The sequence below is a fragment of the Streptococcus wuxiensis genome, from assembly GCF_040888245.1.
Lineage (GTDB): Bacteria > Bacillota > Bacilli > Lactobacillales > Streptococcaceae > Streptococcus > Streptococcus wuxiensis.
On sequence record NZ_JBFNFE010000002.1, the window covers coordinates 110,797 to 133,580 of the forward strand.

Annotated in this window: 17 protein-coding genes; 4 read left to right on the top strand and 13 right to left on the bottom strand. The window is 40.5% G+C overall.

All coding sequences use genetic code 11. From position 1 onward, the window contains the following. Positions 1-15 precede the first annotated feature (15 nt). From AB2B47_RS03325 to AB2B47_RS03335, 3 genes are all read right to left on the bottom strand, one after another. Positions 16-1,104, bottom strand: coding sequence for an AI-2E family transporter (locus tag AB2B47_RS03325; protein WP_036758387.1), 1,089 nt, complete (start codon positions 1,102-1,104; stop codon positions 16-18). Between the two features lie 9 nt (positions 1,105-1,113). Next, positions 1,114-2,403 (bottom strand): hypothetical protein, encoded by a 1,290-nt coding sequence (locus AB2B47_RS03330; RefSeq protein ID WP_004250748.1) that lies wholly within the window; start codon positions 2,401-2,403, stop codon positions 1,114-1,116. A gap of 645 nt (positions 2,404-3,048) precedes the next feature. Beyond that, complete coding sequence (locus AB2B47_RS03335) at positions 3,049-3,708, bottom strand: hypothetical protein (protein ID WP_004250746.1); 660 nt, start codon at positions 3,706-3,708, stop codon at positions 3,049-3,051. A 238-nt stretch (positions 3,709-3,946) separates the two neighbouring features. Here AB2B47_RS03335 and AB2B47_RS03340 point away from each other — a divergent pair, with 238 nt between their 5' ends. Then, positions 3,947-4,480 (top strand): hypothetical protein, encoded by a 534-nt coding sequence (locus AB2B47_RS03340; protein WP_004250745.1) that lies wholly within the window; start codon positions 3,947-3,949, stop codon positions 4,478-4,480. A 181-nt stretch (positions 4,481-4,661) separates the two neighbouring features. On the opposite strand, the gene AB2B47_RS03345 is transcribed toward AB2B47_RS03340, so the two are convergent. The 5 genes from AB2B47_RS03345 to AB2B47_RS03365 form a co-directional block, all read right to left on the bottom strand. Beyond that, positions 4,662-5,225 carry a hypothetical protein gene (locus tag AB2B47_RS03345; protein ID WP_016466263.1) on the bottom strand — a complete coding sequence of 188 codons (564 nt, stop codon included), beginning with the start codon at positions 5,223-5,225 and terminating at the stop codon, positions 4,662-4,664. A 186-nt stretch (positions 5,226-5,411) separates the two neighbouring features. Further along, positions 5,412-6,449: a tRNA preQ1(34) S-adenosylmethionine ribosyltransferase-isomerase QueA gene (gene queA, locus AB2B47_RS03350; RefSeq protein WP_320693624.1), complete on the bottom strand. Its 1,038-nt coding sequence runs from the start codon at positions 6,447-6,449 to the stop codon at positions 5,412-5,414. Between the two features lie 28 nt (positions 6,450-6,477). Then, a complete protein-coding gene (locus AB2B47_RS03355; protein WP_036756668.1) occupies positions 6,478-7,386 on the bottom strand; it encodes a LysR family transcriptional regulator in 909 nt (302 codons plus the stop codon). Between the two features lie 142 nt (positions 7,387-7,528). Further along, complete coding sequence (locus AB2B47_RS03360) at positions 7,529-7,759, bottom strand: GlsB/YeaQ/YmgE family stress response membrane protein (protein ID WP_006153144.1); 231 nt, start codon at positions 7,757-7,759, stop codon at positions 7,529-7,531. Between the two features lie 9 nt (positions 7,760-7,768). Beyond that, positions 7,769-9,010: an aminopeptidase gene (locus AB2B47_RS03365; protein WP_320693625.1), complete on the bottom strand. Its 1,242-nt coding sequence runs from the start codon at positions 9,008-9,010 to the stop codon at positions 7,769-7,771. Between the two features lie 252 nt (positions 9,011-9,262). On the opposite strand from AB2B47_RS03365, the gene AB2B47_RS03370 reads away from it, so the two are divergent. Then, entirely contained in the window at positions 9,263-11,053 is a 1,791-nt protein-coding gene (locus AB2B47_RS03370; RefSeq protein WP_320693626.1) for an NACHT domain-containing protein, read from the top strand. Positions 11,054-11,166: 113 nt separating this feature from the next. On the opposite strand, the gene AB2B47_RS03375 is transcribed toward AB2B47_RS03370, so the two are convergent. From AB2B47_RS03375 to rpsL, 4 genes are all read right to left on the bottom strand, one after another. After that, on the bottom strand, positions 11,167-15,558 hold the full coding sequence (locus AB2B47_RS03375) for a PolC-type DNA polymerase III (RefSeq protein WP_006153067.1): 4,392 nt from the start codon (positions 15,556-15,558) through the stop codon (positions 11,167-11,169). A 114-nt stretch (positions 15,559-15,672) separates the two neighbouring features. Next, entirely contained in the window at positions 15,673-17,754 is a 2,082-nt protein-coding gene (gene fusA / locus AB2B47_RS03380) for an elongation factor G (protein WP_006152851.1), read from the bottom strand. 277 nt (positions 17,755-18,031) lie between these two features. Beyond that, on the bottom strand, positions 18,032-18,502 hold the full coding sequence (rpsG, locus tag AB2B47_RS03385) for a 30S ribosomal protein S7 (protein ID WP_004250722.1): 471 nt from the start codon (positions 18,500-18,502) through the stop codon (positions 18,032-18,034). A 19-nt stretch (positions 18,503-18,521) separates the two neighbouring features. Beyond that, a complete protein-coding gene (gene rpsL, locus AB2B47_RS03390; RefSeq protein WP_001142332.1) occupies positions 18,522-18,935 on the bottom strand; it encodes a 30S ribosomal protein S12 in 414 nt (137 codons plus the stop codon). A gap of 342 nt (positions 18,936-19,277) precedes the next feature. Between rpsL and AB2B47_RS03395 the strand changes: the two genes are divergently transcribed. Together AB2B47_RS03395 and AB2B47_RS03400 are read left to right on the top strand one after the other, a co-directional pair. Beyond that, entirely contained in the window at positions 19,278-19,718 is a 441-nt protein-coding gene (locus AB2B47_RS03395; RefSeq protein ID WP_320693627.1) for a LytTR family DNA-binding domain-containing protein, read from the top strand. Further along, on the top strand, positions 19,715-20,173 hold the full coding sequence (locus AB2B47_RS03400) for a DUF3021 domain-containing protein (RefSeq protein ID WP_320693628.1): 459 nt from the start codon (positions 19,715-19,717) through the stop codon (positions 20,171-20,173). Before AB2B47_RS03395 ends, AB2B47_RS03400 begins: the two co-directional genes overlap by 4 nt. Before the next feature lie 39 nt (positions 20,174-20,212). Here AB2B47_RS03400 and mutS read toward each other — a convergent pair whose 3' ends face one another. Further along, positions 20,213-22,747, bottom strand: coding sequence for a DNA mismatch repair protein MutS (gene mutS / locus AB2B47_RS03405; RefSeq protein ID WP_320693629.1), 2,535 nt, complete (start codon positions 22,745-22,747; stop codon positions 20,213-20,215). Positions 22,748-22,784 lie beyond the last annotated feature (37 nt).

Consider the following 22,784-nt stretch of genomic DNA (forward strand, 5'->3'; position numbering starts at 1 on the left):
TAAATTCAGTCTTTCTCAATCTACCTGATTTTCCTTTGCAACGACAAATTCCTTAACCAATCGATAGATAACAGCAGATATCGGTGTAAAGAATATCATCCCAAGTAAGCCAAAGAGATTGCCTCCAATACTAGCAGCCGCAAGCGTGAAAATAGCTGGCAAACCAATAGACTGACCTACAACTCTAGGATAAATAAGGTTTCCTTCAATCAGCTGTATAACTTGATATAGAAGAAGAGAAAGTAAGGCTTGAGTAGGACTCACTGTGAAGATAAAAATCGCTCCCACAACACAAGCAATCATAGGCCCTACATAAGGAATGAACGATAGCACTCCTGCAAAGATACCTGTCATTACTCCATAGGGTATCCCAAACACGCTGTAACCAACCGCTATCATAACTCCTATGATAACTGCTTCAATCAGCTGACTCATCAAAAATTGGTCATAAGTCTCTAGTGCTACTTGTCCAATGTAAGTCAACTTTATCACCACCTTCTCTGGAAGAAAAACTTTTAGAAGTCGGCTCGTCATCGCTGCCAAATGTTCCTTACTGGATAAAAATAAAAAGGTGAAGACTATAATCAAAAAGGCATTCATCAAACTTGAAAAAATATTGCCGATATTACTAGTCAGACCTGATAAAAAACCTATCAAAGCTTGGCTAATAGAGCTAGACTGTCCCTGAATTCCTGATACGATAGTTGACAACATGTCTTTGGTTACAAATTCCGAGCTGCCTAGCAATTTCCCAAGTTGAGTAAGGACTGTTGAAAGGACTGTTCCCAGCTGACTAATAGTCTGGGCTAGGGTTGGCAGCACCAAAACCAAAAGAGCAATCACGATTAAGATAAGAGCTAGGAAAACAAGTACCATGGCAATCGGACGACGCAACTCTGCCTTTACCTTCAATTTAACTAAGTACTGTTCAATTTTTTTCATGGGAACATTGAGCACAAAAGCAATAACAGCACCATAAATCAAGGTTGATATTACATCAAAGAGAGAGATTGCTCCTGATATAAAGCTCGATGCATTCAGAATTACAAGAGCAACCAGCCCTATAAAAAGTATTAACGGGGTGTATTTTTTTACTAAGTTCATAAATTCTCCTTAATAAACATGTTTAGATACGACTATACTATTTGGTTTTTCAAACTCTCGATTAAGGTAGGCTTGGTAAGTTCCTGGAGCGATAAATCCTTTGGGTGAGAGGATATCGGTGCCAGCCTGACCGACTATGGTATCAGCCAAGAGCACACAGTTTGTAGATAAGACAAAGTAGGATTTAAACTTAGATTTGATAAATTTATAAAGTTCCCCATCCGTCTCATGTCTGATTTTATAAGCGTAGGTGTAGTCTTCCTTACCATCTTCCGTTTTAATTTTATCTGCGCTTGGCTCCCAAGGAATCGTTAGTTGTTTTAATTCAGCTAATTTTTCCTGAACCGCTTCTTCCATTTCCGGTGTCAAATCTATTCCGTAACCAAATAGCGTTTTTTGACTCTCCCGTTTACATAAGTCAATGTACTTATCACGGTCGCAAAAATATAAAACACCATCTCCAACCATACCAAATAAGGTCTCAGATGACGGATCATAGTTTCCATAAGAAATCACACGTCCTTGATAACAAAGGTCCACATGACCAATAGCTGAAAATAGAGAAGTCTCCGCTGTATGAACGAAAATTTCAAGATCTGCTGTCTTACCAAACTTCACCATTCCAAGATAGATTTCCTCTTCCTCATCAGCATTTTCCTGCATGAATTTATTGATTTTTGCTAAAGTACTTGCAGGGATGAGAGCGGCTAGGGCAATAGGTAAGCTCATTCTGACACGACGTTTGAGATGGTTTTTCCCAATTTCCTCCTCAAACAAGAAACCATCACGGATATTGGACACACCATAAAGGAAAAAATAAGCCCCTAATACAAAGAGTTGAAAGACAGAATTTCCTGTAGAGGACAAAAGACTAGTCCCACCAAGAAAAACTAGTACGAGACCATCTAGTAAGAAACGAAAACGAGGTCGAATTTTGTTTTTGCGGTAGAGAACATAGGTGACAAGGTTGATACTAGCATGAAAAATCTGAGAAATTCCAATCACAAGAGCCAAAATATAAATTGGCACATCAGTAGCAAGATTCGAGCCTAGCAAATATCCCATCACTAACAATTTAACCAGTGCAACTCCCAAGGTGTCCGTTGACTGACTTTTTTTGAAAATACGTAATACTAAATCTAAGACCGTTGCTATCCAAGCTAAAAACAGAACCAGTCGAATAACCGTCACTGGCAACCAAGTTCCCGTGACCATCAAGATAAGACCTAGCAGAACAAACAAGAAACCCTGAACAAGTAATTTCTTACCTGTCAGACCTAAAGAAAGAATTTTTTCCATAAAAGACCTTTCAAAAATAATAATTAAGCCCTTTGATCAAATTGACTGGTAAATAGCTGACGGCACAAACAGCCTGTGCCAGCAAGACATGGCGACTGACTGTAGCAATGTCACCATCTTGTCTTTTGCACTTCTGAAATTTGTTTTATTGATTCGAAAACAGAGCTTATAAAAACTAGCTAAACTTGAGAGATAAGTACAATTGAGACGAAAAAATGTCTAACCAATACTACTTGTAAAGGTAAGAAAATATTATTTCTATTCTATTAATGATTTATATACTATCTATTATGACACAATACTCACTATAGTTCAACTTTTTACCTATTTAAAACCATAAAGCCTACATAACTCTTTGAAGAGAACAAAAATCTGAATGTAATAAGATAGTACCCATTACCCATATTATAATTAGATTATGAATTGAAGCTTTTTGGAACTAAAATTAGGAATAATTGAGAAAGTAGGGAGGGAAATTTTGCTTTTACCCCATTTTGAAATAATTTCATTTTAGATTTTTCTAAGTTTCTTTCAAAGAGCCTGCAGGGGGCATCTAAACAACAGGAAAAAGCCTTGATTTACAAGGCTTTTTTGTTTTTCTAAAAGATTTTCTCTAGATATTTAGCAGAATCCCAAGATAGTTTCTCAATGTTCCACTTCTTCCTTAAATCGTACTTTTCCTTGGCTGTATAATCTCATAATCTTCACAAAGCGAACTGGATTGTTTTGGTTATACAAAAGAAATACTGAAAAGAATAACAAGCCAGCAAACCACAAACCATAGCCTTCATCACCAATCGGTTGGCCAAATTTTAGAGGAAGAATCAAGAAATACAAAAAGTAATAGATAGACACTATATTTACTACAAAGCGGGCAAATCGATAAGGTAAAGCAGACAGTTGTCTAGGATCAAACTGGTTTTTTACAAACAAATTATGAGATGCTGCAAAGAAAAAGACTTTCTCTGTCGTTGGCTGGGCCTTTCGAACATTTTTATAAAGTGCTCGTTCAAGTATAGCAACCAACAAGGAAAACTGCATCAACCAAAATAGAAGAATACAGGCTAGACTGAACCAGTTATAGACACCAATAAACTTGAGGGAAAAGAAGCCCGAAATTGCAGGTCCACCTACTAGTAAGAGAATTACCAATTCAGGAATAAAAGAATTCGTTTCACCAGCTTTTTCAGTATTGAGCAACTTACTCTTTGGAGCAGCTAAAGCCTCTCCTGTCTTTTGGTCATAATAAACAGCCTGACCATTGCATTCGCCGATAAAGACACGACGGCGTCCGAGAAAAAACATATTGACCTCTTTCTATTTATGAAAACAAGTCTTCAAATTTTGGAATTTTATTATCCTAGTATACCATAAACCAACTTGCTAGGTCATAAGATAGCTAAGAGCCACATCTTGCTAAAAGGTTGACAGAACTTCGCTCCATAGGATATGATGGGAATACCTAAAATTTTAACTCTGCATGATCTTTACGACTTCTACTGAAAAAGCGTTGGAGAGTTCAATTCTATATCTGGAGGTTTCTATGAAAATCTATTATTCAAAATTTGTCGGTGTCGGCTATCTAGTTTTTGCGGTAGGTATATTCTTTCAATTTTTCTTTTTTCTCGCGCATGGATTGATCGACTTTTCTCAGCTCAGTCTTCTCACTGTGGTACCAACCATCCTCTTTTTCACTGCTATCTATGCAACGATTGCAGGCATCAAAAGACTTTCTAGTCGCAGACTCTCCTTTGAATTCACCTTTGAAGGTATTTATGTCTATCCTGGGCTCTTCTTTTCCAAGGAAATTTTCATCCCAAAAGAAGAATTGTTGCGAGCATCTTATGTTGAAGTGGATGTCAGTGACCCTGACCATACCAACAGCAAAGCTTACTATTTAGATTTTGATCTGAGAGAGGTCACCCAGCTAGAAGATATTTCTAAGTCAAATGTTATCATCAATACAAGTGCCCTGATATTGCGACTCGCTCTTAGCCTCTGTCGATTTAGAGAGGAAGAAAAAGCCGAGTTGGCAACCTATCTAAAAGAAAACTACGGCATTGATTTCTTATACTAGCAAGTAAAAAAAGCCCTACATCAGGGCTTTTGTGTTGTTAGCGATTTAGTACTTGCGCTTCAAAGTGGGCAGGTTTATCGTCCAACTTAAACGTCGTGTATAGTTGAATGATAAAAAATTTATGCTTTGAGAACATAGAAAAGCAAGGACATTTCTCCACCCTTACTTCTGATTGATGTTCTTAGTTACGGTAAAACTGGTTATCTTTGTCGCTTACAGATTGACCGATAGACAAGACATCTTGACTGCCATCTGTACCTGTCACTTCGTTTTGGACACCAGCTGGGGTAAAGATCAGTCGTGCCCCTTGTCCACCACCGACAAGATGAATACCTGTTGAGTAGTAGCCGTCTTTTTCCTCTACTTGACCCATCTCGTATTTAAAGGTTCCATTTGAACTTTGGATCGTTACAATTCCATCTGCTGTGACTGTTGCAGTTGTTCCCGCGTAGTTTTCCCAAGTCCCTACAAATTTAGCGTAAGCCTCTTGTGATTTTTGCTTATCTTCCTTTTGTTCTGCTTGAGTGGTTGTAGCTTCTGTCGCACTATTTGTTTCTGACTTCTGCTCCTCTTTTTGGCCTGCTTCAGTTTTACTTGCGGACTCTGTAGTTACCTTGCTTGTTGTCACCTTTTGGTTTGAAGATGACGTATTCTTGTCAGTCTTTCCACCACAGGCAACCAAGGTCAAGGCAGCCAACAAGGTCAGGACTGATAGGCTCGTATAGCGCAATGTTTTGTTTTTCATAAAAATCTCCTTTGAAATAGACTCAGATAAAAGTAGCTCGTCAGATTTTGCATATATTTGACGGCTGTATCGTAGTCTTCAGTGTATCATTTATTTGCTTTTAATTCAACAGCTATCATATATCGAAAAAAGGCTAATCCAAGTAGGAATTAGCCCTTTTATTTCTAGTTTTGATTTGCTCGCTTTTTAGTAGATAAACATGGCATCGCCAAAACTAAAGAAACGGTATTTTTCATCGATAGCATGCTGGTAGGCTTTGAGGACCAATTCACGGCCTGCAAAAGCTGAGACAAGCATGACCAAGGTAGACTTCGGCAAATGGAAATTAGTAGAAAAAGCATCCACCACCTTCCAGTCATAGCCTGGCTTGATAAAGATATTAGTCCAGCCAGAGTCAGCCTGGATTTGCCCATCAAACTTGCTTCCGATGGTTTCTAACGTACGGATAGAGGTAGTCCCCACAGCAATGACACGGCCACCATTTTCTTTGACCCGACGCAAGGTCGCTGCTGCTTCCTCAGACAATTGATAAAACTCTGAGTGCATCTCATGCTCATCCAAATTATCTACTGAAACAGGTCTAAAGGTCCCAAGTCCAACGTGCAAGGTCAGGTAGACTAGATGAACGCCTTTTTGCTGGATTTCTTCTAGTAATTCTTTGGTAAAATGCAAACCTGCAGTTGGGGCAGCGGCTGATCCACTCTCCTTGGCATAGACTGTCTGGTAACGTTCACGGTCATCCAATTTTTCGTGAATATAAGGAGGTAAAGGCATTTCTCCAAGACTTTCAAGTACTTCTAAGAAAATTCCTTCATACTCAAAACGGACAATACGACCGCCATGGGTTAATTCCTCAGTCACGACTGCGCTAAGTCGACCATCACCAAAGATAACACGGGTGCCGACCTTGAGACGTTTAGCTGGTTTAGCCAAGACTTCCCACTCATCTCCAGCTGTATTTTTCAAAAGCAAGAGTTCAACATGGCCCCCTGTTTCTTCTTTTTGACCATGAAGTCGAGCTGGCAATACACGGGTATCATTCATAACCAGGGCATCACCTGGCTCTAACATTTCGATAATGGAGTGAAAGTGGCGGTCTTGAAATTCACCTGTTTTGCGATTGACCATCAAGAGTTTAGAGGCATCGCGCTTTTCCAAAGGAGTCTGAGCAATCAATTCCTCTGGTAAGTGAAAATCAAAATCATTTGTATTTAATGTCGTCATTCTTCTTTTCTCTTCTCATTTATTCAAATTACTTATCAAAGCGAACTTCTTCAAGTAGGTACTCGATGAAGCGTTCACCCATCTTAGACAAGCTAGTTTTCTCATGCTGGATATAAACCAGTTCAATGGGATCATCAATATCAAGTGGAATCGAAACGATATTGTCTCCATTGAGGTTACTATTAAGGATACCAGTTGCGATGGTATAGCCGTCCAAACCAATCAAGAGATTGAACAAGGTCGCACGGTCACTAACAACGATGGATTTCTTGTGGTGTTCCTGAGACAAAATCTCCTCTGAGAAATAGAAGGAATTATGGGTACCTTGGTCATAGCTCAAGTATGGGAAGTCTTCTAGATCTACCAATCGCACCTTGTCTCTCTTAGCAAGAGGGTTGGTCTTGCTGACAAAGATATGGGGTTGGGCTGTAAAGAGATGGTGGGCAACTAGATGGTTGTCGTCTAACATCTTTGAAAGAACGTCCCGGTTATAGCTATTTAAAAAGAGAACTCCCACTTCACTTCGGAAGTTCTTGACATCATCGATAATCTCCCAAGTTCTGGTTTCACGCAAAAAAAGCTCGTACTTTTCCATATCGCTTTTCTTGAGCAAGGAAACAAAAGCATTGACCACAAAGGCATAGTGTTGCGAAGACACACTAAAAAGCTCGCGATGAGCGATTGGATTCTTATAACGTTCTTCTAGAAGTTGCGTTTGTTCGACAACCTGACGGGCATAGGATAGAAACTCCATCCCATCACGTGTAAGGGTAATTCCCTTAGGATTTCGGATAAAAATCTCAATTCCCATCTCATTTTCTAGGTCACGAACAGCATTTGATAGACTCGGTTGTGTAATGAAAAGTTGCTTGGCAGCCTCATTCATCGAACCAGTCTCTACGATTTTGATAATATAGTGTAATTGTTGAATTCTCATGTTTTTATTGTACCATACTTGAGGCAATATAAAAAGGAACAGTCACTGAAAGCCAAGCTAGTCGCATATCAGTCTTTTTACAGCTCATAAAAAAAGAGGTTGGAAGATTTCCAACCGCTTTTTCTGTTCTAGCAAGTTAAAACTAGCTGTCTTTTCTCCAAAAGATGGCTAATAAAATCATGGCTCCTAAAACTGATGGGATAATAGCCGTATCAGCTAAGATAGGGCCCCAAGTTCCAAAAAGCATTTGACCCAGGAAAGCACCAATCCAACCCAAGAACATTTTTCCGAAGCATCCCATCCGTTCTCCACGATTGGTGATAGCTCCTGCTAATAGTCCGATCAAAAGACCGACAAACATACTTCCAAGCATAGTTTCTCCTTAAATTGCCCAATCTCCATTGCGGAAGAGTGGTACGCGTGTTCCATCCTCACGGATACCATCGATATCCATTTGGTTCGAACCAATCATAAAGTCAACGTGAACATCTGAACGGTTAAGTCCTGCAGCTTCCAGCTCTTCTTCGCTCATCTCAGCTCCACCAACAACGCTCGTTGCATAGGCTGCACCAATAGCCAAGTGGTTAGAAGCATTTTCATCGAAAAGAGTGTTAAAGAAGGTAATCCCTGACTGAGAAATTGGACTTGGATCTGGTACCAAGGCACACTCACCCAAGGCACGCGCACCAGCATTCTTAAAGACGAGGTCCTTCATAACCTGATCACCCTTTTCAGCTGTGATATCAACGATTTGACCATTTTCAAAGGTCACCTTGATGCCTTCGATAATATTTCCATTGTAGCTAAGAGGTTTTGTAGACGTTACATAACCATCTGCGCAACGGAAATCAGGGGCTGTAAAGACTTCTTCTGTTGGCATATTTGGCAAGAAACCTTCGCCTTGAGCATTGATTGCTCCGGCAGATTCCCAAACGTGGTTCTTAGGCAAGCCAAGTGTCAAGTCTGTTCCAGGAGCAGTGTAGTGAAGAGCTGAGAATTGTTCTTTATTGAGCATTTCCGCCTTGCTCTTGAGAATAGCAGCATGTTCTTCCCAAGCCTTAACTGGATCTTCTTCGTAGATACGGCAAGTTTTGAAGATTTGGTCCCAAAGGAGATCGACTGCTTCTTCGTCGCTTGCAGCATTCGGAAAGACTTTCTTAGCCCATTCTAGTCCAGCAGCTGCTGCTACAGTCCAGCTAACCTTGTTAGATTGAGTTGCGATACGCATCGGCTTCATGGCGATTCCCATCGCTTTGGCAGAAGCAGAGAGCTTTTCTGCATCCACTCCGTTCAAGGCACCTGGGTCAGAAGAACGAACACCGAGACGACTTGCTTTGTTTTCAAGAAGGTAGTTCATCTCAGCAATCTTGTATTCTGGCACATTGTCCAAGCGTTCTAGTGGCGCGTGAAGGAATTTCTCACGGTTTACAAAGTCATCTGCCCATTGAACGATAACTTCGTGTGCTCCAAGTGCATAAGCTTCTTTGACGATTAAGTGAGCCAACTCGCGTTGCTCCACATCGATAGAGAGAGCCAAGGTATGACCAGGTTGCACGTTCACTCCATTTGCAACCAAAAGCTTAGCATATTTTTCTAGATTTTCTTTAAAATTTGGTAAAACCATCTTGTTTCTCTTTTCTATTTTTATTTCAAATCTTTGAGCATATTTGTCTTACTCAAAATTCTTCCCTTACTAGTATATCACATATGATATAAATTTAAAAACAAGCCTAATAAAGCTTGTTTTTAATTACATATTCAAGAATTGAAAATGCAATATACAACTATATTGACGTTCTTCTTATAATTATATTGACATAAGAAAGATGGGGTGATATTCTATAGATATACACTAAAAAATACATAGGAGCAAAAAATGATGGACGAAAACTTTAACAATGACTTAGCAAGTAAATTTATGAATGCCATTTTTGATGAGTATCTCTCACCTCTAATTTCAAAAATAGCTAATAAACTAAAAATTACCTATAATGAGGTAAAAATTGATCTAGAAATTCCATTCCAAGCTTATTTGACAAAATCTTATGATAAATACAGTAGAATTAAAACGATTATCTACGGAATTGAGCCCAAAAGACTGTATGATTTTTTTGAAGTTCCTTTTTTAGAAAAAGGTTCCGAACTCATCAAGCCCACAAAAACAAGAGTACTAACTGATATCTCAAAATTTTTAATCATTGAAGGTTCTGGTGGAATTGGTAAATCCACTCTCATGAAACACCTTTTTCTAAGTGAATTAGAATTAAAAGACTATATTCCTATTTTTATTGAATTAAAAGATTTCAACGAAGAGGAGCATTTAGATCTTGAAAAATTACTGTTAAAAAAACTAAATCAATTTCACAATAAATTTCAAGAAGAATATTTAGATTATGCACTTCAATCTGGATGCTTTTTATTCCTATTGGATGGCTATGATGAATTGTATAGCGAAAACCAAAAAGAATTTTTCAAGAAGTTAAATGATTTTTGTGACAAATATCCTGAAAACCATTATATCCTTTCGTCCAGACCTTATAGCGAATCCGAATTCATTGAATTTCAACGTTTCACAGTTTTAAAAGCTGTTCCTTTTAATAAAGAACAAGCCATTAGTCTTATTACTAAAATTGAATATCCCGATGAAGAACTCAAAAATAAATTTATTCGTGATCTAGAGAGTGGTTTATATGATAGACATGAATCCTTTGCTTCAAATCCTCTGTTACTAAATATTATGCTCTCCACTTACAATGACTATGCAGAAATTCCGCAAAAATTACACCTATTCTACTATCAAGCCTTTGATACCATGTTATCAAAGCACGATGCTACGAAAAGTTATCGACGAAAAATGTTATCAGATTTAAGTTCAGATACTTTTAAAGAGTGTTTTGCAATCTTCTGTCTTCTGACATACCAAAAAGCAAAAACAGAGTTTACCTTCCCAGAGATTGAAGAAATTTTTAAAAAATTTCCTCCTCGAATTAAAAACGTACTCAATATAGGCAGTTTTATCCACGATTTAGAAAACTGTCTGTGTGTACTATACAAAGAAGGAAACAGATACAAGTTCTCCCATCGTTCTTTCCAAGAATATTTTGTTGCTTACTTTCTAAATATACAAACGGATAGTAAGATGCGTGACTATAGTTTTCGTTTAATAGAATCAGGAAAATTTAGGGCCAGTGCAGATTCTGTATTTTTTATGTTAGAGGATATGAATACCCTACGCTTCAATAGCAACATATTGATTCCATTATTAGATAAATTTGAAGAATCTAAATCTGATGAAGAAGACTTATTTGAATATTACATTCTCAATTTTCCCGTAAAAATTGAAATTTCTCCTAGTCCTAGCGACTCATCTCTTGGATTAGGATTCATACACACCCAAGATAACTTTCAGAGTTTTATTTATTATTTTTTTGACAATACTATTAATTATACATCCTACCGTACAATAGATAATAATCCCCTAATATCATTTTGCAAAGATAACCATTTAATTGAACAACCTATCGGACCAGAAGATATCATTGAAAATGAAGAATTATTTGACTTATTTAAAAAATCTTGGGTAGGCCAAAAAATACTTTCTCTCACTCATTACAAGCAGAAACTGATAGAAGACCTAAAAAAAGAGGATATAGTCTTAGAGGATTAGTAATATAGCCGTTATATATTTATGTTCACAATAAAAAATAACAGGATTGTCTAATGTCCTGTTATTTTTTTAATTATCAAACATCTCTGTAAGATTGGGGATAATCTGCCCTATTAAAACAAATCATCAAACAAGCTCAACTGGTTATCCTCTGGCATATTGCCGAGAATTCCCATTTCATCCATTTTTTCAACCAAGGTTGAGGAAAGTCCTCCACGCTTGCGGAGTTCAGTTTTAGAGAGAAATTCTCCCTCTTGACGGGCACGAACCAGTTGCTTGGCAACGTTCTCTCCCAGTCCATCCATAGCAACAAATGGTGGGATGAGGGTGTCTCCATCAATGATAAATTCGGTCGCATCACTGCGATAGAGGTCCAATTTGCCGAACTTAAAGCCACGTTCCCACATCTCATTGACGATTTCAAGTGTTGTGTAAAGGTCAATTTCTACATTAGAAGCTTCATTGTTCTTGCGTTTTTCAGCAATTTCTTGCATCTTGCGTTTAATAGCATCCAAGCCTGCCCCCATAGTTTTGATATCAAAGGCCTTGGCACGGATGGAGAAGTAAGCACAATAATAATAAATCGGATGGTGAACCTTGAAGTAGGCCACGCGAAGGGCCATCATAACGTAGGCTGCCGCATGGGCTTTAGGGAACATGTACTTGATTTTTCCACAAGATTCGATATACCACTCAGGCACATTATTAGCCTTCATGGCTTCGATATAACCATTGCGCTCTTCTTCTGAGATTTTAAGCCACAATCCCTTACGCACTCGCTCCATGATGGTAAAGGCCATCTTTGGATCTAGACCTGCGTGCATGAGGTAAACCATGATGTCATCCCGACATCCGATAACGGTTGATAGGTCTGCAATTCCAGTCTTAATTAAATCCTGGGCATTTCCCAACCATACGTCTGTCCCGTGAGACAAACCAGAAAGCTGAAGCAACTCTGCAAAGGTCGTCGGATGGGTTTCATCCACCATGCCTCGAACAAAGTTAGTTCCAAACTCTGGAATTCCAAGCATACCAGTTGAAGTCCCGATTTGTTCAGGTGTCACTCCAAGGATATCTGTACCTGAGAAAAGGTCCATGACACCAGGATCATCCATAGGAATATCATTTGGATCAATGCCTGACAAGTCCTGGAGCTTGCGAATCATGGTCGGATCATCATGACCAAGGACATCGAGCTTAAGGACGTTCTCATCGATATCGTGGAAGTTAAAGTGAGTGGTCTGCCATTCAGCAGTGACATCATCTGCAGGATACTGTACTGGAGTAAAGTCATAGACATCCATATAGTTAGGGATAACAACGATTCCTCCTGGGTGCTGACCGGTCGTCCGTTTAACACCAGCAGCTCCTTGGGCTAGGCGCTCTACTTCAGCTTCTCGGTAGAATTTGCCATAGTCACGCTCGTAACCCTTGACAAATCCATAGGCTGTTTTGGCAGCCACCGTACCAACCGTTCCTGCACGGAAGGCATATTCCTCACCAAAGATATCACGGACATCCAAGTGGGCGCTTGGCTGGTCCTCACCTGAGAAGTTCAAATCGATATCGGGTACCTTATCTCCATCAAAACCAAGGAAGGTCTCGAAAGGAATATCCTGGCCATTTTTGCTGAGCTTGTGACCGCAATTTGGACAGTCCTTATTTGGCATATCAAAACCTGAACCGTAAGAACCATCTGTGATAAACTCACTGTATTTACACTGCCCACAGACATAGTGAGGAGAGAGAGGATTGACCTCGGTGATCCCAATCATGGTCGCAACGAAACTAGAGCCAACAGACCCACGGGAACCAACCAAGTAGCCTCGTTCATTAGAACGATGCACTAGCATCTGTGAAGCCAGATAAATCACGGCAAATCCATTCCCCAAGATAGAGGTAAGTTCCTTTTCAATTCGTAAATCAACGATATCTGGGAGTGGATTGCCATAGATTTCAAAAGCTTTTTTATAGGTCAACTCGGCGACCGTTTCCTCGGCTTGGTCAATGAAAGGTGTATACAAGTCGCCTTTAACGACCTCAACAGGCTCAAAGATTTCTGCCAAGGCATTGGTATTTTCAATGACAATCTTACGAGCCAAGTCTTCCCCTAGAAAGGCAAATTCATCCAACATTTCATTGGTCGTTCTAAAATGTGCCTTTGGTAGCGGAGCTGGTTGGGCAGCTTCTCCATGACCGATCGTTCGGTTAATCATGGCTCCCTGACCTAGACTACGGACGATGATTTCTCGATAAATTTCATCTTCAGGTTCGATATAGTGGACATTTCCTGTCGCAAGAACTGGCTTACCGAGACGGTCTCCGACCTCTATCAAGCTCTTGATAATGGTCTGAAGCTCCTCCATGTCCTTAACTTGCTCTTTGGCAATCAGAGGTGCATAGATAGCTGGTGGCATGACCTCGATAAAATCATAGTATTTAGCTACTTCGACTGCCGCATCTACACCTTGTGATACGACTGCATCAAAGACTTCCCCTTCCGTACAGGCTGAACCTAAGATCAAACCTTCTCGATGGGCATCTAGTACCGTACGTGGAATCCGTGGAACTCCTTCAAAATACTGGGTATTAGAGAGGGAAACCAGCTTAAAGATATTTTTCAAGCCTACTTGATTTTTCACATAGATGGTCGCATGCTTGACACGAGCTTTCTTATAAGAATCCGGACTGATTAAATCAAGGTTTAATCGTGCTAAGTCCGTCACACCGTGTTTTTCTGCTACTTCTTTGATAAAGATAAAGAGCAGACGGCCAGTTGCTTCCGCATCATAGTTGGCCATATGGTGGTGTTCTAGAGCTACACCAAAACGTTTGGTCAAAGGTCCCAAACCATGGCGTTTGTACTCTGGATAGAGATTTCTAGCGAACTCTAGCGTATCGATGACAGGTTGAGTAATTTTTGGAAGACCGTGACGCTCATAGTTGGCATTCATAAAACCAACGTCAAAGCTTGCATTATGGGCTACAAGGACTGTATCTTTACAGAATTCTTGGAATTCTTTCAGAACTTGAACCAAAGGTTTAGCATTTTTTACATGGTCATCAGTAATCCCAGTCAATTCAGTTGTAAAAGCTGATAAGGGATGCCCTGGATTGATAAATTCATCAAACTCAGCGATGATATTCCCCTTATACATCTTGGAAGCCGCAACCTGGATCAAGTCATTATAGATAGCTGAAAGTCCTGTCGTTTCCACGTCAAAGACTACATAGGTCGCTTCAGAAAGGTCCATTTCCACTTCGTTATAGACGATAGGAACACGGTCTTCAACGATATTGGCTTCCATCCCATAGATCAGCTGGATGCCAGCTTTCTTGGCTGCCTTATAACCATGAGGGAAGGATTGAACATTCCCATGGTCCGTGATTGCTACCGCTTTATGACCCCATTTAGCTGCTTTCGCAACGAGTTCTTCAACTTCAGGCAGAGCATCCATGGTCGACATGTTGGTATGGGCATGAAACTCAACGCGACGCTCACCTTCTGGCATCAAGTCCTTACGTTCATAGTGAACAACTTCCTGCACGTCCTGAACATTCATGGTCAAATCTCGTGTAAAATTATTGACCTCGACATTTCCTCGAACACGGAGCCAAGAATTTTTCTTGATCATGTCAAATTTCTGAGCTTCTTCTTCATTTTTAACCCACTTTTGCATGGAGAAACTAGATGTATAGTCCGTCATCTTGAAATTAATCAAAACACGACCCGTTCTAGTCACCTTCTGCTCAACATCAAAGACAACTCCTTCAAAGACTAGACGGTTCTCCTCAGTATTGACCTCAATCATTGGAGTAATTTCTGCCTTGTCTAGTTTTGGCTTGGCAGCTGCCTTCTTAGCTTGAAAATCAAAGACAGGCTTATCCTCTACTGGAGGCGGTGCCATCTGTTCTAACTGCTCCATAGCACGAAGAGTCTCTTCATTGGCAGCCTCAACAATCATTTGATTTTCAGAATGAAAAGCGTCCTGTTCTTCCTTGGTCAAATCTTCATTTTTCTCTAAGAGACACGTTAACTTAGGAAATCCAAATAGTTCAAGTTGTTTGCTAAGATTTGGCAAATGGTTTTTTCTGAAATGCTCAGTATCTGCTGCTTCAGAAGCCTCAATAATCAATTGATCATTTTCAAAACGGACTTGAAAATCCTGATACATGGCCCGAAATCCTTGACTAGAACAAGGCCCATCTGAAAAAGCCTCATGATAGTAGGCCTGTAAAAGCTCTCTTGAAAAATCTTGATTTTTCGTTTTAATCTCGAAAGTCGCTTGATTTCCCGTTTTTGAAAATTCTTCTTTCAATCCCTTCTTCAGTGCTAAAAAGAGTTCAAAGGGAAGAATATTCTCAAATACAAAACGAAACTCCCAAATGTTACTTTGTTTGTGTACGATAACTTGTTCAATTTCAGCCTGGGAGAAGGCCTCATGATTTCTTATCTCAGCAGGAATTCCCAACTGATTCATTAAAATTTCAAAAGTGGTTGACATCCATTTTCCTCACAATATACTCCCTCTATTTTACCATATTTGAGGCAATTTTAGCTATTTTACCAAACAGAAAAAGGAAGTCACTAAGTGACTTCCTTTTAGAGTGACGACGTATTAGTCTTCACCTTTGTTTTTCTTAATGATTTCTTCTTGTACTGACTTAGGTACATCTTCGTAGTGGTCGAATACCATCATGAAAGTACCACGTCCTTGAGATGCAGAACGAAGAACTGTTGCGTAACCAAACATTTCAGCAAGCGGAACGTAAGCACGAACGATTTGGCTGTTACCGTGTGCTTCCATACCATCTACACGTCCACGACGAGCAGTTACGTGACCCATAACGTCACCAAGGTTTTCTTCTGGAACAGTGATTGTTACAAGCATCATTGGCTCAAGGATAGCTGGTTGTGCAGTCTTAGCAGCTTCTTTAAGAGCAAGTGAAGCAGCGATCTTGAAGGCAGTTTCAGATGAGTCGACATCGTGGTATGAACCATCGTAAAGCTTAGCTTTAACGTCAACCATTGGGTAACCTGCAAGAACACCGTTAGCCATAGATTCTACCAAACCTTTTTCAACCGCTGGGATAAATTCACGAGGAACCACACCACCGACGATTGCGTTTTCGAATTCGAATCCTTTTCCTTCTTCGTTTGGAGTAAATTCAATCCATACATCACCGAATTGACCTTTACCACCAGACTGACGTTTGAAGAATCCACGTGCTTGAGTAGAAGCGCGGAATGTTTCACGGTAAGATACTTGAGGAGCACCTACGTTCGCTTCAACTTTGAACTCACGACGCATACGGTCAACAAGGACGTCAAGGTGAAGCTCACCCATACCAGAGATAACTGTTTCACCAGTTTCAACGTTTGTTTCAACGCGGAATGTTGGATCTTCTTCAGCCAATTTTTGAAGGGCGATACCCATCTTGTCTTGGTCTGCTTTGGATTTAGGCTCAACCATCAATTGGATAACTGGTTCTGGAACGTTGATTGACTCAAGGATGATTTTAGCTTTTTCATCTGTCAATGAGTCACCAGTTGTAGTGTCTTTCAAACCAACGGCAGCAGCGATATCACCTGAGTAAACAGTGTCGATTTCTTGACGGCTGTTAGCGTGCATTTGAAGGATACGTCCGATACGTTCACGTTTACCTTTAGAAGTATTCAATACGTAAGAACCTGATTGAAGAACACCTGAGTAAACACGGAAGAATGTCAAACGACCTACGAATGGGTCAGTCATGATCTTGAAGGCAAGAGCTGCAAATGGCTCTTCATCAGATGCTGGACGAGTTTCTTCTTCATCTGTATCTGGGTTGATACCTTTGATCGCAGGGATATCAAGTGGGCTTGGAAGGTAGTCGATAACCGCATCAAGCATCAATTGAACACCCTTGTTCTTGAAGGCAGAACCACAAAGTACTGGGTAGAATTCAACGTTGATAGTCGCTTTACGGATACCAGCTTTCAATTCCTCGTTAGTGATTTCTTCACCTTCGAGATATTTCATCATCAATTCTTCGTCAGTTTCAGCAACTGCTTCAACCAATTTTTCACGGTATTCTTGAGCTTGTTCAAGGTATTCAGCTGGAATATCTTCTTCAAGGATATCTGTACCAAGGTCGTTAGTATAGATTTCAGCTTTCATCTTGATTAAGTCGATGATTCCACGGAAGTCATCTTCAGCACCGATTGGCAATTGAATTGGGTGTGCATTTGCTTGAAGACGATCGTGAAGTGTGCTTACTGAGTAAAGGAAGTCAGCACCGATTTTGTCCATTTTGTTGGCAAATACGATACGTGGAACTCCGTACTCAGTTGCTTGACGCCAAACTGTTTCAGTTTGAGGCTCAACACCTGATTGTGAGTCAAGAACTGTAACCGCACCGTCCAATACACGAAGAGAACGTTGTACTTCGATTGTGAAGTCCACGTGTCCTGGTGTGTCGATGATGTTTACGCGGTGGTTGTTCCATTGAGCTGTTGTCGCAGCAGATGTGATAGTGATACCACGTTCTTGCTCTTGCTCCATCCAGTCCATTTGAGACGCACCTTCGTGAGTTTCACCGATTTTGTGGATTTTACCAGTGTAGTAAAGAATACGCTCAGTTGTAGTTGTTTTACCAGCATCGACGTGGGCCATGATACCGATATTACGAGTTTTTTCAAGTGAAAATTCGCGTGCCATGAGGTTTGTTTCTCCTATATTTTTTATTTCTATTCTATTATAACACGATTTCAATAAAAACGGATAGGCAGGACCCACCCGTTCTCAATGTTTATCTTGTTTAGTTGGTTTCAACTCGTGAGATGGGAAGTTGAATTGTACTCGGGCTATAGTTAGTTAGCCGATTTGAGCCGGAACGGGATGCTGTGTGAAAAAGATAAACTTCCTTGTATTCGTCGAATACTGCGTCAGTTTCCTATTTTCACCTTGCATCCTTACCGTTCCTAGCATCATTTTATTACCAACGGAAGTGTGCGAAGGCACGGTTAGCTTCAGCCATACGGTGAGTGTCTTCACGTTTCTTAACTGCTGCACCAGTGTTGTTAGCAGCATCCAAGATTTCTTTTGCAAGACGGTCTTGCATTGTGTGTTCACCACGAAGGCGAGCAATTGTTACCAACCAACGAAGTCCAAGTGTTGTACGACGTTCTGGACGAACTTCAACTGGGACTTGGTAGTTTGATCCACCAACACGACGTGCACGTACTTCAAGTACAGGCATGATGTTTTCCATAGCTGTTTCAAATACTTCAAGTGCATCGTTACCAGTAGCTTCTTTGATTTGCTCAAAAGCACCGTAAACGATTGAAGCAGCTGTACCACGTTTACCATCAAGCATAACGCGGTTGATAAGACGAGTAACTAATTGTGAATTGTAAAGCGGATCTGGCAATACTTCACGTTTTGGAGCTCTATTTTTACGACTCATTTCTCTTTATCCCCTTTCCTTATGCTTTTGGACGTTTAGTACCGTATTTAGAACGGCCTTGTTTACGATCGTTAACACCTGCAGTATCAAGTGCACCACGGACGATATGGTAACGTACCCCTGGAAGGTCTTTTACACGTCCACCACGAAGAAGCACCACGCTGTGCTCTTGCAAGTTGTGTCCGATACCTGGGATGTAGGCAGTAACTTCGATCAAGTTGCTCAAACGTACACGAGCAAATTTACGAAGGGCAGAGTTAGGTTTTTTAGGTGTCATAGTTCCAACACGAGTTGCTACACCACGTTTTTGTGGTGAAGAAACGTTTGTTTGAACTTTTTTATGACTGTTGTAACCAACGTTCAAAGCTGGTGATTTAGATTTTTCTACTTTTGATTTACGCGGTTTGCGAACCAATTGGTTAATTGTAGGCATCTACATTCTCCTGTGTTTTTTTATTTTTGGTGATGATACACTTGGTGACAGCTATCATCTGTGTGTACTTTTGCAACATTTGTCAGCACGTCCCTGTACACTCTTGAGAGACCAAAAGTAAAAAGTACCGTCTAACATTGTACCACGTTTTTTCTATTTTTGTCAATATATTTCTTCTTATTTTTTGACTTCTTTGCTCTTAAATTTAGTTGAAAACGCTCGCCTACCAGATAGACTCTTCAACCGACCACATAGACAAAGCTTCTTGTATTTGTCGACAAAATGGTGTTTAATAGATTTGTAAGTAAGAGATCTCTATTACAATTTTATAAAGGAGAAATTATGAAAGTCAGACTTGACATTGATACACAACATACTGAAGAACAAATCATCATCGAAGCGCCAACCTTGTCCCCTAGAGTTCAAAAAGTCCAAGACTTTGTCCAATCTCTGGATCAAAAGGAGACCATCAAAGGAAAATTCCAAGATCAGGTTTACCTGATTCAGATTAGCAAGATTCAGCGTGTCTACATTGAAAATCGGAAGGTTCTGGCCGAAACGGATAGCCAAACCTATGCACTCGACATTCGTCTCTACCAAGCAAGTGAAATTCTACCTGCTTCCTTTATCCAAATTTCCCAATCGGAAATTGTCAACATTGATGCGATTAGTCATCTAAAACTAACCTCTAACGGCTTGATTGAAATCTATCTTAAAAACGACAGTTTTACCTACTCTTCACGCCGTTATCTTAAAACTATTAAGGAGAAATTAGAACTATGAAAAAACAAGTATTTCACGATGCCACAACCGGTATCCTCATCGGTCTCATCCTATCCATTATCTTTTCGTTTATCTATTCGCCAAGCTACTACGCACCTCTAAGCTATGAATCGCCCGTTGGTCAATTCATGAGAGAGCATCAAGTCCATGGTTCTCTAGTCTTGCTTTACTCTACGATTATCTGGGCAGCTATCGGAGTCCTCTTTAGTTTTGGTAGCCGTCTATTCGCTCAAGATTGGAGCCTTCTTCGTGCGACTGTCACTCACTTCTTCCTTATGCTATTAGGTTTTGTTCCTTTAGCAATCCTAGCAGGCTGGTTCCCTCTTCACTGGATTTTCATCCTTCAACTCATCCCAGAGTTTGCCATCGTCTACCTCATCATCTGGACGATTCTCTACAAGATAGAATCAAAAAAGGTTGCCCACATCAACCAACTATTAGCTCAGAAAAAATAAGACCTAAAAACCCACTCCGTTTTGTGAGTGGGTTTTTGCTTATAATTTTTGTTTCAACTCTGATAAGAGATTCATGGCTTGCATCGGTGTCATATTGTACACATCTACTTGGGCCAATTCTGCTAGGATAGGATTTTCTTCTTTTTCATCAAAGAGAGACATTTGCTCATTGACAACATTCCTTTGGTTGATAGAAATTGGATTTTCCTGACCTTGGCTCTCTAGTTGAGTTAGAATCGCATCCGCTCTTTTTAGCAAGTCTGCTGGCAATCCTGCAATCTTAGCAACGTGAATACCGTACGATTTGTCTGCTGGACCTGGTTCAATCTTATGAAGGAAGGTAACCTGGCCATTTTGCTCAAGCGTAGCCACATGTACATTTACTAGATGTTCAAGACTAGCTTCTAGACTGGTTAATTCATGGTAGTGCGTGGCAAAGAGAGTCTTGGCACCAATATGCTCATGGATATACTCGATAATAGACTGGGCTAGAGCCATCCCATCATAAGTTGCGGTTCCTCGACCAAGCTCATCAAAAAGAATCAATGAATCCTTTGTCGCATGACTAATGGCATTATTAGCTTCCATCATCTCTACCATAAAGGTGGACTGGCCTGAAACCAAGTCATCTGCCGCACCGATACGGGTAAAAATCGCATCAAAAATTGGCAGTCGAGCAGTTTCTGCGGGGACATAAGAACCCATCTGAGCCATAACCGCTGTAATGGCTAGTTGACGCATGTAGGTTGACTTCCCACTCATGTTCGGACCTGTAATTAGTTGAATGCTAGTATCTTCATCCATCTGGATACTATTGGGAATATAGGTCTGAGCTCCCATGACCTTTTCAACAACAGCGTGACGACCATTTCGGATATCAATTCTAGAATCTTGCCCAAACTCTGGTCGAATCAGGTGCTGCTTTTCTGCAACTACTGCCAAGCCTTGCAAGACATCGACAGTAGCGATTCCTTGAGCTAGGGCTTGCAGGCGTTGGATATACTTGCCAACCTCCTCACGGATTCGCATAAAGATTTCGTACTCTAGGTTTGCGGATTTCTCACGCGCCTCTAACATTTCTCCCTCGATACGCGCTAACTCCTCTGTTCCAAAACGTTCAGAGTTTTTTAGCGTAGCCTTACGGAAAAAGTGAGCTGGTACGTTACCTAGCTGCGAGTTGGTTACATGGAAATAGTAGCCGTCTTTTTTATTGTAGTCAATCTTGAGAGTATTGATGCCAGAGTTTTCTCTTTCCTTGGCCTCGATTTCAGCAATCCAGCTAGTCCCTTCTCTCAGCACACGACGGTATTTATCCAAGGTCTCATCAAAGCCCGTTCGGATAATACCACCTTCGGTAATCACGTGGGGAGCCTCAGGAGCAATGGCTGCACTAATGAGATTTTCCAACTCAGGAATAGCATCTAGTTGTTCAATTAGATAAGCTAGAGCTGGTTGCTCCATTCCTTCTAAAATAGCGCGAATTCGTGGAACACTTCCCAAGGTAGTCGCTAATTGCAAAAGATCTTTAGGGTTACTTTTCCCAAAAGACACTCGACTGGCCAGACGCTCGATATCGTAGACTCCCTTGAGACTTTCCGTTAAATCACTGCGCTCAAAGAAATAATCCAGAAAGACTTGCACAACCTCCTGACGTTCAAGGATACGGTCCTTATCAATCAAAGGACGTTGAATCCAGGAACGCAGAAGACGCATACCCATTGCAGTTTTAGTCTCATCTAGCAACCAGAACAGGCTACCTTGTTTCTTACCTGAGCGAGCATTTTCAACCAAATCAAGACTAGCCTTGGTCGCAAAATCCATCTGCAAAAAATCTTTGATTTCATAACGAATAACAGGTTTTAAGTGATTCAACTCTCTCATCTGCGTCCGATGAACATACTGAAGAAGTTTTCCACTAGCTGCTTCTTCAACAGTTGCCAATCTTGAATCCAACAGATGAACGTCTTCATATGTTTCTTGTTCATAGGAAAGCACTAGATTCATTTGACGACTGAGAATCTGTTCTTCCGCTTCAGACAAGTCGTAACCAATCACCACTTCTCTGGCCTTGAGATTACGGATTTCACCACAGACTAGCGTAAAATCAGATAAGCCTGTCACATAAAAATCACCTGTCACCAAATCCATGTAGGCTAGACCATATCGAGACTCATCACGGTCAATAGCTACCAAAAAGTTATTTTGGCTATCTGGCTTACTACTATCAACCACTGTACCTGGTGTAATGACTTGAACAACCTCACGCTTAACAACACCAACAGCTTGCTTAGGGTCCTCCATCTGTTCAGCAATAGCAACCTTGTAGCCACGCTCAACGAGGACATCGATGTACTGTTGGGCAGAATGATAAGGGACTCCAGCCATGGGAATCGGATTTTCAGCATTTTTATTGCGACTGGTCAGTGAGATTTCCAGTATCTGTGCAGCATTGACGGCATCTTCATAAAACAACTCATAAAAATCACCCATGCGAAAAAGCAAAAAAGCATCTGGATATTGTTTTTTGATATCCACATACTGTTGCATCCCAGGTGATAATTTTTCAGTAGTCATTTTCTCTCTCCTTGTAAAAATAGTCCTGAGAGAAGCT